Origin of the sequence: Paraglaciecola sp., from assembly GCF_039964565.1 — a bacterium.
In the GTDB taxonomy this organism is placed as follows: Bacteria; Pseudomonadota; Gammaproteobacteria; order Enterobacterales; family Alteromonadaceae; genus Paraglaciecola.
In genome coordinates, this window is record NZ_JBDVXF010000005.1 from 46,207 (window position 1) to 58,780 (window position 12,574).

General features: G+C 40.4%; 13 protein-coding genes. 7 read left to right on the top strand and 6 right to left on the bottom strand.

Annotated elements, in window-relative coordinates; all coding sequences use genetic code 11:
• The first annotated feature begins 28 nt into the window (after nt 1–28).
• Entirely contained in the window at nt 29–1,750 is a 1,722-nt protein-coding gene (locus ABJK37_RS01585; RefSeq protein WP_348349425.1) for an ATP-binding protein, read from the top strand.
• A gap of 221 nt (nt 1,751–1,971) precedes the next feature.
• Complete coding sequence (rdgC, locus tag ABJK37_RS01590) at nt 1,972–2,880, top strand: recombination-associated protein RdgC (RefSeq protein ID WP_348349427.1); 909 nt, start codon at nt 1,972–1,974, stop codon at nt 2,878–2,880.
• Nucleotides 2,881–3,059: 179 nt separating this feature from the next.
• Here the strand turns inward: rdgC and ABJK37_RS01595 are convergent, their stop codons facing one another.
• Nucleotides 3,060–3,896, bottom strand: a complete 837-nt coding sequence (locus ABJK37_RS01595) for an HDOD domain-containing protein (protein ID WP_348349429.1) — start codon at nt 3,894–3,896, stop codon at nt 3,060–3,062.
• A 235-nt stretch (nt 3,897–4,131) separates the two neighbouring features.
• On the opposite strand from ABJK37_RS01595, the gene ABJK37_RS01600 reads away from it, so the two are divergent.
• Nucleotides 4,132–5,838: a Zn-dependent hydrolase gene (locus ABJK37_RS01600; RefSeq protein ID WP_348349431.1), complete on the top strand. Its 1,707-nt coding sequence runs from the start codon at nt 4,132–4,134 to the stop codon at nt 5,836–5,838.
• Between the two features lie 26 nt (nt 5,839–5,864).
• Entirely contained in the window at nt 5,865–7,805 is a 1,941-nt protein-coding gene (locus ABJK37_RS01605; protein WP_348349433.1) for an EAL domain-containing protein, read from the top strand.
• Here ABJK37_RS01605 and ABJK37_RS01610 read toward each other — a convergent pair.
• The 4 genes from ABJK37_RS01610 to folB are packed head-to-tail and all read right to left on the bottom strand — an operon-like array spanning nt 7,797 to nt 9,849.
• Nucleotides 7,797–8,162, bottom strand: a complete 366-nt coding sequence (locus tag ABJK37_RS01610; protein ID WP_348349435.1) for a histidine triad nucleotide-binding protein — start codon at nt 8,160–8,162, stop codon at nt 7,797–7,799. The two genes, ABJK37_RS01605 and ABJK37_RS01610, sit on opposite strands and share 9 nt — an antisense overlap.
• Before the next feature lie 12 nt (nt 8,163–8,174).
• Nucleotides 8,175–8,975 carry an undecaprenyl-diphosphate phosphatase gene (locus tag ABJK37_RS01615; RefSeq protein WP_348349437.1) on the bottom strand — a complete coding sequence of 267 codons (801 nt, stop codon included), beginning with the start codon at nt 8,973–8,975 and terminating at the stop codon, nt 8,175–8,177.
• Nucleotides 8,972–9,493 carry a 2-amino-4-hydroxy-6-hydroxymethyldihydropteridine diphosphokinase gene (gene folK / locus ABJK37_RS01620; RefSeq protein WP_348349439.1) on the bottom strand — a complete coding sequence of 174 codons (522 nt, stop codon included), beginning with the start codon at nt 9,491–9,493 and terminating at the stop codon, nt 8,972–8,974. Before folK ends, ABJK37_RS01615 begins: the two co-directional genes overlap by 4 nt.
• Nucleotides 9,490–9,849, bottom strand: coding sequence for a dihydroneopterin aldolase (gene folB / locus ABJK37_RS01625; protein ID WP_348349441.1), 360 nt, complete (start codon nt 9,847–9,849; stop codon nt 9,490–9,492). Before folB ends, folK begins: the two co-directional genes overlap by 4 nt.
• A 73-nt stretch (nt 9,850–9,922) precedes the next feature.
• Here folB and plsY point away from each other — a divergent pair, with 73 nt between their 5' ends.
• Complete coding sequence (gene plsY, locus ABJK37_RS01630) at nt 9,923–10,522, top strand: glycerol-3-phosphate 1-O-acyltransferase PlsY (RefSeq protein ID WP_348349443.1); 600 nt, start codon at nt 9,923–9,925, stop codon at nt 10,520–10,522.
• A gap of 3 nt (nt 10,523–10,525) precedes the next feature.
• Here the strand turns inward: plsY and tsaD are convergent, their stop codons facing one another.
• Entirely contained in the window at nt 10,526–11,539 is a 1,014-nt protein-coding gene (gene tsaD, locus ABJK37_RS01635) for a tRNA (adenosine(37)-N6)-threonylcarbamoyltransferase complex transferase subunit TsaD (RefSeq protein ID WP_348349445.1), read from the bottom strand.
• Nucleotides 11,540–11,759: 220 nt separating this feature from the next.
• Here tsaD and rpsU point away from each other — a divergent pair, with 220 nt between their 5' ends.
• Both rpsU and ABJK37_RS01645 read left to right on the top strand, forming a co-directional pair.
• Nucleotides 11,760–11,975, top strand: a complete 216-nt coding sequence (gene rpsU / locus ABJK37_RS01640; protein WP_006991319.1) for a 30S ribosomal protein S21 — start codon at nt 11,760–11,762, stop codon at nt 11,973–11,975.
• Between the two features lie 100 nt (nt 11,976–12,075).
• Complete coding sequence (locus ABJK37_RS01645) at nt 12,076–12,537, top strand: GatB/YqeY domain-containing protein (RefSeq protein WP_348349448.1); 462 nt, start codon at nt 12,076–12,078, stop codon at nt 12,535–12,537.
• Nucleotides 12,538–12,574: the final 37 nt, after the last annotated feature.

Below are 12,574 nucleotides of genomic sequence, written 5' to 3' on the forward strand. Positions count from 1 at the left end.
GCTCAAGCTTAAGGAAATAAAAATCTCGATGCCAAACGTCAAACAAGGGTTATCCAAAAAACTTTTAGCAAGGGTGCTGTCGGTTTATTTTGTTTTAACTCTTATTGTGACAGCGGGCCAAGTTTTCACTGAATATCTCAATGCTAAAAGCCACATTGAAGATGAGCTGAAAACCCTAAAAAACACTTTCAGTACTAGTCTAACCCGTGCCATTTGGGAATTGAATACAATCCAAGCTAAATCCATCGCTGTAGGCTTAATGGAATTACCTATAGTCGAAGGAGTACAAATTCGCGATGAAAACAGTAATTACATCGCTGATTTAGGGCGCACCACCAAACTACACAACGAATCGATTACTAAAGGTGCCGTGCGAGATCATATTGGTGGAACCTTTGGTTATAGTTTCCCATTGATTTTTGAATTCTCTGGCAGAACGTCATTAGTTGGCGATGTGACTTTGTATTCTAGTTCCACCATTATCTTTAGCAGAATTGAGGTGGGGATACTTTTCTTAATAGGCAATGCCATAGTCAAAACGGCGTTTTTAGTTTTCCTATTTATGAGTGCGTTTCGCACTATGTTGACCAATCCCCTGAATGAATTAACCCAACAAATTGCCGATTTTAATCTCAACGATCCTGAGTCTTCCAAACTTGATTTAAGTATAACTGAAGAAAATGAATTGAAAGTTCTGGAAACCTCATACAATAAATTAATCGATGAAATTATCGCGTTTCAATCGAGATTGGCTGGAACCCAAAGTGAGTTGCAGCAAGCAAATCAAAGATTAGATGATCAAAATATCTCTTTAGAAGAAGAAGTTGCTAAAAAGACCGCTACGCTAAGTAGAATAATGTTGGACCTAGAACAACAAAAAGACGAGTTGCTAATCAATCAACGTGAATTACGTCAAGAAAACGAAAACCGCCAATTTATTGAAGATGAACTCCGCAAGCGAAATACAGAACTGGCGACTTCAATGGAAACAATTCAAATGGCTAAAGATCAACTTGTTGAATCTGAAAGAATGGCGTCTCTTGGTGGTCTTGTGGCCGGCATCGCACATGACGTCAATACGCCATTAGGCGTCAGTGTCACTGCCACTAGCTTTTTGCAAGACAGAGTCCAAAAACTCCAAAACGCTTATGATGATAAAAAACTTACCGGCAGTACCATGACATCGTTTTTGTCTGAGGCTCAACAAACTATCACACTGTTAACTAACAACTTGAATCGTGCCTCTGATTTAATTTCCAGCTTTAAACAAGTGGCAGTTGATCAAACCAGTGAAGCGGTTAGAGAAATAAATGTCAGTGAATATTTGACGGAAGTGGTGCAGTCTTTAGCGCCCAATTTTAAGAAAACCCAGCATACTATCGATATCCATTGCCCCGATGATATATCTATCAAGTGTGCGCCGGGTGTATTGGCGCAAATATTAACCAACATGATAATGAATTCGCTTATTCATGGCTTCGAGGATAAACCTAAAGGTGCCATAAAACTGGATATATCGGACAAAAATGGCAACCTTGTTATTGATTATACAGACGATGGTCGAGGGCTTGACGAAGGTACTTTAGCCCGGCATTTCGACGCGTTTTTTACCACACGCAGAGGTAAAGGAGGCAGCGGCTTAGGCACACACATAATGTATAACTTAGTTACCCAAACCTTAGGCGGCACAATAGAAGTATTCAGTGAACCTGATAAAGGCCTGCAATACAAAATCACTATCCCTTTTTAACTCTCCATTATTAGTCAGGCCGCAAATTATTTAAGTATATTTCTGGCTTTTTCACATAGTAGATAGGCGTAATTCCTGATAACCTCTACAGCCATTTTTAATAGCGCACTCAGCGCAGATGGCTTGTATATTTTTCGCAATCAAAGCACCCAATTCCGCTTTGAGAATACTGACATTTAACGCGAAATGTAAACAGCCTCAACTATAAGCGGATTATTTTCATGTGGTTTAAAAATCTTAAGCTTTACGCAATTACCCAAGATATGGATTTCGACGAACAGGACTTTGAAGACAAGCTAGGTGAATTCAAATTTCGCCCCTGCGGTAGCCAAGAGTTAGCAACAATGGGATGGGCCTCTCCCTTCAATCAAGGCGAAGCATTGATACACGCCACTGCGGGCAGGATCTGGCTAACCTTAAAGAAACAAGAACGTATACTACCCGCTGTGGTTGTTAATGCAGAATTGGCCGACAAAGTCGCGTTGATTGAAACAGAAACCGGCTCTCCTGTTGGCAAAAAGGCGCAGCAAGATCTAAAACAAGAGATCATCCAACGTTTGTTGCCACAAGCCTTCACCAAGAATAGTTACACCCATGGTTTTATCTCAACTAAAGATAATTTGGTGGTGGTTGATTCTTCTGCTGATGGCAAAGCTGAAGCCTTTTTAGCCATGGTACGTAAAGCCGTCGGGTCTTTACCCGTAGTTCCATTAGCCAGACATTCTGTTCAAGGCGAATTAACTGCATGGTTAAAAGATGATTCTGCGCCTTCTGATATCATTGTTCTAGAAGAAGCTGAGCTTAAAGCGCAAGAAGATGAAGGCGCGATTATCCGTTGCAAAAACCAAGATTTATACTGTGACGAAATCAAACATCACTTGGAAGCAGGGAAGTCAGTACAGAAGCTAGCGGTAGAATGGAGCGAAACACTTACCGCTATCATTCAAGAAGACTTAAGCATCAAACGTTTGAAGTTTACTGATGTGATACGAGAACAAAACGACGATATACCAAAAGATCAAATGTTAGCTCGCTTAGATGCGAACTTTGCCTTGATGTCTGGTGAAGTGGTGCGTTTTGCAAAACGACTAAAAGAGATATTTAACTTAGACGATGAAAAAGTCAGTTAAGGGAAGTGGCTAGTGGCTAGTGGCTAGTGGCTAGTGGCTAGTGGCTAGTGGCTAGTGGCTAGCATAATTATAAGCGTTAAAAAAAACAGGAAAAGTAGTACTTTTCCTGTTTTTTTATATTCTGCTTTTTAATTGTTAAGCTCGCGACTCGAAGCTAGTAGCTCGCTGCTTCTCTTGCTCTATTGAAAAATGAGTTTTGCGCTTTCTCGTAAGTCTTCAAACTCATCAGTGAGTAATTGAGACAAGTTTTCTACGATACCTTTTGCGATTGACGCTTCAAATATCTGATCTTTATGACTCTCAAATTTGCCACATAGTGCCGCACCTAGTCTGACTAAATCTAAATAAGAGACACTGTCTGAAGTAACAGATAGGTCTTTCCAATTCTCAGCAACATGCACAAATTCTGGCTCAAACCCCCACTCTTTCATGATGCTAGCGCCAATTTTACCTGCCATTTTATCCATCGCAACATCTAAGAATGTTGAATTAGCAAACACATCTGCGTGACGCTCTGCTTCTGTCAAAATAGGTAGCACCCCTATGTTATGAACCAGTGCGGCTAACATCATAGAATCAAGGTTAAGCGTTCGATTCTTAGTGAGTTTTGTGTGAACTTGTAGCACTGCCATTGAATTGGCGACAATTTCAATAGTGTCAGACCATATCTGCGACATGTACTGTTTTACTATTTCGTTTTTAGAAACAAATAATTGCTCCATTGCCAATGCAGTGGAGATGTTTTTAATTTGTCTCAAACCGATACGAGTAACAGCTTGTTGCGCTGAGGTGACTTTGACGGTTCTGCCTAAATATGCACTATTTGATATTTTTATCATACGCGCGCTTAGTGACGGGTCTTGGCTGATTACATCGGCCATCGCGTTTAGATTGATTTCTGGATCATCCGCGGCTTTCCTTACTTTCAGAGCAATAGCAGGTAAGGTGGGTAGAACCAATGTATCGTTGTTAATTTTTTCTACCAAGATAGTGAGAAGTGCGTTTTCTGTAGCCATGTATTTACCTATTTCCTGTCAAAACCAATCGACTTCAAGAGAATAAGTCGATGAAAATATTTCGTGTCTCACCTGAACATTTCAGCAAGGTTAGTGCTAAATGTAAAAGAACGTAAATGCTAGCACACTTTATAGCGCAATCTAGAGATGATAACCGCAATAAAAGCGAAAAATTTGTTATATTCCATTCGAATTAAGGTAATTAGAGTAATACAACAATAAAAAAGGTGACTCAATGAAAAATCTCTCAAAATCATATATTTCAGCTATCGCATTAGTGGTTTGTTCAACACTGACTATGTCCTGCAATAAACCCCAAAATGACACATCTGAAACTCCGTCCAAGGTAAAAGAGTCTATCGTAAGCGCCTCAGAGCTGACATTGACTCCAGAGTACAAAAACCGACTCAATATTTATTTCCCCGTTACTCTTTCTGCAGACATCAGTCACTTAAGTGATAACCAGCAGCAAATGTTAGCCGTACTAATTGAAGCATCGCTAATAATGGACGACTTATTTTGGAAACAAGCCTTTGGCGAAAATAAGACTGCTTTTTTATCACGTATTAGCGACCCAGCAGTCAAAAACTTTGCGGACATAAATTATGGCCCTTGGGACAGATTGAATGGAGACAAAGTATTTTTAAGCGGCGAACCTGAAAAACAATTAGGTGCTCAGTTTTACCCTGCGGATATGACCAAGGAAGAATTTGAAAACAGTAACTTTACTGACAAAGATGGTTTGTATTCGATGGTTCGCAGAAACGACCAAGGTAAATTAACCGCGATCCCTTATTCAAGCTATTTTGCTGAAGAATTAAAAAGTGCAGCACAACTCCTTAGGAAAGCGGCCACATTAGCAGAAGATAAGAGTTTTGCCGATTATCTTAATTTGCGGGCTGAAGCGTTATTAACTGATAATTATCAAGCGTCTGACTATGCTTGGATGGATATGAAAACCAACCCTATTGAATTGGTTTACGGGCCCATTGAGACCTATGAAGATCAACTCTTTGGTTATCGAGCAGCATTTGAATCCTATGTTTTGCTAAAAGACTTGGCATGGAGCGAACGACTCAGTAAATATGCGTCCTACTTACCTGAATTGCAACAAGGCCTGCCCGTTGCCGAAAAATACAAGGCACAAATGCCCGGAGCCAATGCCGATTTAAATGCCTACGATGTCATTTATTATGCTGGGCATTCGAATGCGGGGAGTAAAACCATTGCCATCAACTTGCCTAACGATGAAGAAGTGCAGCTTAAAAAAGGTACCCGAAGGTTACAACTCAAAAATGCGATGCAAGCGAAATTCGACAATATTTTAGTGCCCATTTCGAAACAATTAATTGTCCCTGAACAGCGCCAACATATTACCTTCAATGCTTTTTTCGCCAATACTATGTTTCATGAAGTGGCTCATGGACTAGGCATCAAGTCAGTTTTAGACAGTGAACAAACCGTTCGACAGGCCCTTAAAGAACACGCGTCTGCTTTAGAAGAAGGTAAAGCTGATATTTTAGGGCTGTATATGGTCCAGCAGTTGTTAGCCAAAGGTATAATTGATGAGGGTATGTTAGAAGATTACTATGTCACCTTTATGGCAGGGATTTTTCGTTCGGTTCGATTTGGTGCATCCAGTGCTCATGGCAAAGCCAACATGATACGGTTTAATTTTTTCCAGGAATATCAAGCCTTTAGTCGCAGAGAAGACGGATTTTATCAGGTCGACATGCAGAATATGAGCAAGGCGATTGATGCCTTATCAAACACTATTCTCACTTTACAAGGAGATGGCGACTATAATGGGGTGGCTAAATTAGTAGCTGAAAAAGGCGTTATCAAGGAACAATTGCAGCAAGACCTTGATCGATTAACTGCTGCGGATATTCCGGTCGATATAGATTTCAAACAAGGAATACAAACATTAGGGTTAAAATAACTTAATCCTTCTGCTAGGAGACGTACTTGATCAATGAAACCCCTCCAGCGAAGCCAGCCTTTCATGAAGACGTGGCTGAGTTGCTATACGGAAATGCGCTGGCGGGGATTTTAGTTACGTTGTTAGCATCCAGTCTATTGGTTTTCGGTTTTCCATCGCCTGAACTACAAACCTATAAGTTATCTTGGTGGGCAATTATCTCTGCACTTATGGTAATTAGACTGGTCGACGTTTTTTACTGGCGTAAACGCAAAACACAGCAAAACTACAATAGTAAAAAGGCAGTGAGTCGATTTGTAACAGGCACATTTGCAAGTTCTATAATGTGGTCTATTTTCTGTTTGTATAATTCTCAATATGCCACCAGCACCGAACTCGCTTGTATGATTATCATTGTATCTGCCTTAGCTGGCGGTGCAGCGACTGTGTTGGCAGCCCACAAAATAACAGCAATGACCTATTCATTGATAATGTTAGGGCCATTTTCATTGAGCCTGTTACTGTCAAATGAACAATATCAACAGGTGCTCGGTTCACTAGGATTGGCATTTAGTTTAGTAATGATGATTACGGCAAAAAAATCTGCCGACTTCACAACAAACGCGATACATTTGAAGAATGACAATGCGGCCTTAGTCAATCAGATGGAACAGAAAGTCGCGCGAAGAACTGCAAAAATTTACCAGTTATCTAACCTTGATCCTCTCACCGGATTATTTAATCGTTCTGCCTTTATACATCATCTGCAAAAACAACTCGCAGTGAGCCAAGAAAATGATATTCCCATTGCGCTATTATTTATTGATTTAGATGGTTTTAAGAAGATTAACGATAGCTTAGGCCATGACACTGGAGATAAAGTACTCAAACTAACCGCAAGACGATTAGAAAAATTCTGCGACGAACAGCACTTATTGTGCCGATGGGGAGGTGACGAGTTTTTAATCGCGTCTATTGGCGCAAACCAACAAACGGCGGATAAGGATGCCAAAAAGGTCATTGACGCTATTTCTGAATATTACGATTTCGAAAGCAATAGATTATCGATAGGCGCAACAATAGGGATTGCGCTTTACCCCGAGCACGCTTCAAAAAGCAACGAGCTGATTCAATTGGCTGATACAGCCATGTACTACCAAAAAAAGAAACAGCCTCGCTCAGTCGGCGTATTTAACCAAGAGATGGGACAACGTCTTTTCCGTGAACAAAGATTAAAAACAGCCTTAGCTGAAGCCATCAATCAACAACAATTGCGCATGGTTTATCAACCAATTGTCGATGCGCAATCTCATGAGGTCATTGCTTTTGAAGCCTTACTTAGATGGAATTTAGATGGAGAAAATGTGCCTCCCGATGAATTTATTAACCTTGCCGAGCAATATGGCTTAATTAATTCAATTGGAAATTGGGTTCTACAACAATCTTGTATTGCTGCAAGTCAATGGATTGAAGCTAACACTGCTATACAACCTTTGGTCAGCGTTAACGTCTCAGTTTTACAACTACACAATGCAAACTTTATAGAGATTGTTCGGTCGGCCCTCTCAAATGCGCAACTCGATCCAGAAAAACTGACAATTGAAATCACAGAATCCATTTTTTCAGATGACAAAGAAATAATCTTTCAACGAATAAAACAACTGCAATCGATGGGGATCAAAGTCTCGATTGATGACTTTGGAACCGAGTATTCTTCCCTTTCGGTGATTCAAGACCTAGCGGTCAATACCGTAAAAATTGACCGTTCTTTTGTTAATAAACTTAGCTCTAACGGCATGGCGATAATTGAGGCGGTCAATCAAATGGCCTCATCATTAAACTATGAGGTGATTGCCGAAGGAGTAGAAACCCAACAACAAGTACAGATTCTCTCTGATTTAGGTATCGAAATGTTGCAAGGCTATTATTTTTCTAAACCCCTCGAACGGGACAAAGTCATTCCGTATATTAATCAACACTTAAGCTGACTTAATTTTATCTTGATAAGGTGGCCATCCCATGGCTTTTCCCGCTAAAACATGCAAATGGATATGATAAACCGTCTGACCACCGTTTTCGTTGCAATTCATGACTGCTCTGTAACCCTCTTTAGCAAAGTCCATTTTTTCTGCTAGTTGTGCCGCCACCCAATAAAGGTGCCCTACTAAAGCTTTATCGGCATCTTCAATGTCATTGATAGTTTTGATGGGCTTTTTGGGAATGACTAAAAAGTGTATCGGTGCTTGAGGGTTAATATCACTAAATGCCAACGCCAATTCATCTTCATAAAGGATATCAGCAGGAATTTCTTTGTTTATGATTTTAGTAAAAATCGTTGCGCTCATAGTTTTGCCTTCCTAAATAAAAATAAACAATAATAATGCTGAGCCTAAAATCAACCTGTAGATTACAAATGGCAGCATTCCTATTTTAGAGATCCACGCTAAAAATAGGTATATACATCCATAAGCACTTACAAATGAAAAGAGTGCTCCAAACAATAATGCATGCCAATCAACCTGATTCGGGTTTTGTAACAAGTCTATAGTAGCCAGTAACCCAGCGCCTAGAATTACCGGGATAGACAATAAAAAGGAATATCTAGCGGCACTTTCACGATTTAGACCAATCATCAGTCCTGCGGTCATAGTTATTCCGGAGCGTGATGTACCAGGTATAATTGCGATGGCTTGTGCAAGACCAATAAAAATCGCGTTTTTCCAGGTAATTTGATGCACTGTTTTAGTCTGTGAGGCTTTACTATCTGCGTACCAGAGTAACAAACCAAATCCTATGGTAGTAATTGCTATCACTAATGCAGAACGCGTATAAATTTCGATAAAATCTTTAAAAACAAACCCAAAGAATACAGCCGGTAATGTGCCAATGATAACCCACCATGCCAAGCGACTGTCTGGGGTTTGCTGTGAACTAAGGCCGTGACCAAACCAAGCTCCAGCAAGACGCCAGATATCTTCACGAAAATAGATAATAATTGCTAGCAGACTTCCCACATGAACGGCCACATCAAAAGCCATGCCCTGATTATTCCAACCTAATACCTGTGAGGGTAAAATTAAGTGGGCTGAACTAGAGATGGGTAAAAACTCAGTTACCCCTTGTATAATAGCCAAGATAATAATTTCAATTAACGTCATGTATTGCTTGGACTCCATTCAAATTTAATTGCCCACAGTTTCTGTTGGCTTTTGTCATATTCTTGCCAAAGTTTGCTGTAGTTTTTGTTCACTTCAGGATGAATTTGCTCAGCAGCAATTTCGGCCAGTGGTTTTAATACAAATGCGTTAAAAAGGATCTCTGGACGGGGTAAGAGGATCGGCTTCGACGTCAATAAGTCATCATACAAAAGCAAATCTAAGTCGAGCGTTCTAGGAGCGAACTTTTGCTCGCCACGCTGGCGTTTATTATCTTTTTCAATTTTTTTAAGAACACGACACACTTCTGAAATAGCTAACTTGGTGTTGGCCTTCACTACCAAATTGTAAAAGTTGTTGCCTTCAAATCCGACTGACTCGCTTTCGTAAACAGAAGAAAGAGTTAATTCACCAAATGCCTGATACATGCCTTGCAGACCAGCTTTAGTATGCTTTTCTTTTTCCACGTTACTACCGACACTGATATAAATAGTATGTGATGTTTCAGCGTCAATACTCAAAAAGTTTGTTCCTTAGTAAATTCTACCGCAACGTTTTTGGCGTTAGCTAAAATATCTGGCTTACTTAGTTTTAATCGCACAACTTTTAGCAAAGGAAAAGTTTGTAACAACCAGTCGACCATATGGCTAGCTAAAGCTTCAATTAATTTGAATTGGCTATTGGCTGCAAAAACAGTTATTCCTTGGGCTATTTCGGCATAATTAAGTGTGTTTTCTACATCATCTGTTTGTGCCGCCATTGAAAGGTCGGCACTTAGCTCGACATCAACGATTAAACGTTGCTGATGTTTTCTTTCCCAGTCATACACGCCAATTAACGCTAAGACCTCAAGCCCTTCAATATGAATTTTATCCATTAGTGATCCGCGCTGCATTTTATTGGTGTTTGGTATATTCTGCTAAATTGTAACCCATTCTTAATACAAGTACATGACAGCACTTACAATTTTAATATTTGCTTGCACCTATTTAGTGGGGTCTATTTCCAGCGCCATTCTAGTTTGTAGACTTTTTAAATTAGGTGACCCTAGAGCACAAGGTTCAGGTAATCCTGGAGCCACAAATGTATTGCGCTTAGGTGGAAAGCTGCCAGCAATTTTTGTGTTAACCTTCGATGTATTGAAAGGCACCGTACCAGTTTGGGCGAGTTATTATTTGGGATTGGAGCCAATTAATCTAGCCTTTGTTGCTGTGATGGCGTGTTTAGGCCATATGTACCCTTTGTTCTTTGGCTTTTCTGGTGGAAAAGCTGTTGCCACCGCTTTTGGTGCCATTTTACCACTGGGCTTAGACCTAGCGGCAATATTAATAGTGACTTGGGTCATAGTAGCTCGACTGACACACTACTCTTCTTTAGCTGCCATTGTAGCTGTCAGTCTCGCACCTTTTTTCACATGGTTGTTAAAACCAGAATATAGTTTTCCCGTCGCTATATTGAGCCTTTTAATAGTGCTACGTCACAAAGATAATATTATTCGGCTGTTACGCGGGCGAGAAAGTAAAATATCTCAAAAAAATAACCTAAAATAACCACTAGATTGGCGGTAACTCTTCCAAAGACCAACGAGGCCTTGCCTTAGTAGACATTCCTTCAATTTCACCTGCTTTGAGTCTTTGTAGACCTGCGTACGCAATCATCGCACCATTGTCAGTACAAAACTCTAATCTTGGATAAAACACTTCACCATTGATTTTTTTCATCATAATGGCTAGGTCTTCACGTAGTTGTTTATTGGCGCTTACCCCACCGGCAATAACCAAACGTTTTAATCCGGTATGTTTCAAAGCTCGCTTGCACTTGATAGCTAAGGTATCAACTACTGCTTCTTGAAAAGCAAAAGCAATATTGGCCTGAGTTTGCTCAGAACCGTCTGATGCTCTAATAGTGTTGGCAGCAAAGGTCTTCAAACCACTAAAGCTGAAATCCAAGCCAGGTTTCGTAGTCATAGGCCGTGGAAAGTCGTAGTGCCCCGCCTCTCCCTTTTCAGCCAACTTTGCCAATAAGGGACCGCCTGGATAATCTAATCCCAATAATTTTGCAGTTTTGTCAAAGGCTTCACCGGCGGCATCGTCGACTGATTCGCCCAATACTTGGTATTGTCCAATACCCGCAACCTTCACCATCATCGAATGACCGCCAGAAACCAAAAGAGCGACAAAAGGAAACGCCGGCGCCGGTTCGTCTAACATAGGCGCAAGCAAATGCCCTTCCATATGATGTACACCTACAGCCGGCTTGTCCCAAGCATAAGCCAAACTGCGGGCAACTGATGAGCCAACCAATAAAGCCCCTACTAGACCTGGTCCTTTGGTAAAAGCAATTCCATCAATGTCCTCAGCGCTGCAGTCTGCTTCTAATAAAGACTGCTTTATTAGAGGCACAAGTTTACGAACATGATCTCTAGACGCAAGCTCTGGCACCACCCCGCCATAATCCGCATGCAGTTTTACTTGACTATATAATTGGTGCGATAACAAACCTTGTTGTTCATCGTAAATGGCCACACCAGTCTCATCACATGAGGTTTCGATACCTAATACACGCATATTCAATTTCTAACACAAACGTTTTAAACTGACGGCATTTTACTGATTAGCACATAAACCTCCAATCTAATCTGACATTTGTTGCAATTAATAGGATTTTTAGTTCAACAGGACTTTACATCCATTGAGGATAGGATTAGAATTCCGCACCATTTTTAACCGAGCTGGCTATTACTTATACCGGCACGATATGTTTTTATTTTTTTGAGGTGAGAGTTGAATGCCAATCGTTAAAGTTAGAGAAAACGAACCTTTTGATGTTGCATTGCGTCGTTTTAAACGTTCATGTGAAAAAGCAGGTGTACTTTCTGAAGTTCGTCGTCGCGAATTTTTTGAAAAGCCTACTTGGGAACGTAAGCGTAAGAAAGCTGCCGCTAAGAAACGTCTTTTGAAGAAGTTATCTCGCGAAAACGCTCGTCGCATTAGATTGTACTAAATCTCTTCTGAAGCGCGTTATTGTTGTAAATAATGCGCTTTAAGTCGTTTTATCACATATCTTATCAAACATCCTTTTTCCGTTTTTAAAGAGTCATTGTATGTCCTTATTAGATGATTTAAAAAATGCACAAAAAGACGCTATGCGTGCCAAAGACAAAGTTCGTCTGGGTACTATTCGTATGGCTTTGTCTGCCGTAAAGCAACATGAAATCGATGGGCGTACTAATGCCGATTATGTTGCGCTAGATGATGATGGTGTGCTTGCTATTTTAATCAAGATGGTAAAACAACGAAAAGATGCGGCCAGCCAATATGAAACGGCTGGACGACAAGATTTACTTGATATTGAACAAGCAGAAATTGTAATTTTACAAGAGTTTATGCCCAAGGCCCTTAGCGAAGAAGAGCTTGACGCGTTAATTGTGGAAGCGATGCAAGAGTCCGGTGCCTCAGGTATGCAGGATATGGGTAAAGTCATGGGCTTGTTAAAACCTAAGGTTCAAGGCCGCGCTGACATGGGTAAATTAAGCGGAAAAATAAAAGCCAAGCTTAATTCATAACAACTCATATGTAGTTCAATATTTATAAACCGCACGT

What these genes read in the sequence shown, in the direction of transcription:
- ABJK37_RS01585 (WP_348349425.1), top strand. Translation starts at nt 29, where the DNA reads ATGCCAAACGTCAAACAAGGGTTATCCAAAAAACTTTTAGCAAGGGTG.
- rdgC (WP_348349427.1), top strand. Translation starts at nt 1,972, where the DNA reads ATGTGGTTTAAAAATCTTAAGCTTTACGCAATTACCCAAGATATGGAT.
- ABJK37_RS01595 (WP_348349429.1), bottom strand. Translation starts at nt 3,896, where the DNA reads ATGGCTACAGAAAACGCACTTCTCACTATCTTGGTAGAAAAAATTAAC.
- ABJK37_RS01600 (WP_348349431.1), top strand. Translation starts at nt 4,132, where the DNA reads ATGAAAAATCTCTCAAAATCATATATTTCAGCTATCGCATTAGTGGTT.
- ABJK37_RS01610 (WP_348349435.1), bottom strand. Translation starts at nt 8,162, where the DNA reads ATGAGCGCAACGATTTTTACTAAAATCATAAACAAAGAAATTCCTGCT.
- ABJK37_RS01615 (WP_348349437.1), bottom strand. Translation starts at nt 8,975, where the DNA reads ATGACGTTAATTGAAATTATTATCTTGGCTATTATACAAGGGGTAACT.
- folB (WP_348349441.1), bottom strand. Translation starts at nt 9,849, where the DNA reads ATGGATAAAATTCATATTGAAGGGCTTGAGGTCTTAGCGTTAATTGGC.
- plsY (WP_348349443.1), top strand. Translation starts at nt 9,923, where the DNA reads ATGACAGCACTTACAATTTTAATATTTGCTTGCACCTATTTAGTGGGG.
- tsaD (WP_348349445.1), bottom strand. Translation starts at nt 11,539, where the DNA reads ATGCGTGTATTAGGTATCGAAACCTCATGTGATGAGACTGGTGTGGCC.
- rpsU (WP_006991319.1), top strand. Translation starts at nt 11,760, where the DNA reads ATGCCAATCGTTAAAGTTAGAGAAAACGAACCTTTTGATGTTGCATTG.
- ABJK37_RS01645 (WP_348349448.1), top strand. Translation starts at nt 12,076, where the DNA reads ATGTCCTTATTAGATGATTTAAAAAATGCACAAAAAGACGCTATGCGT.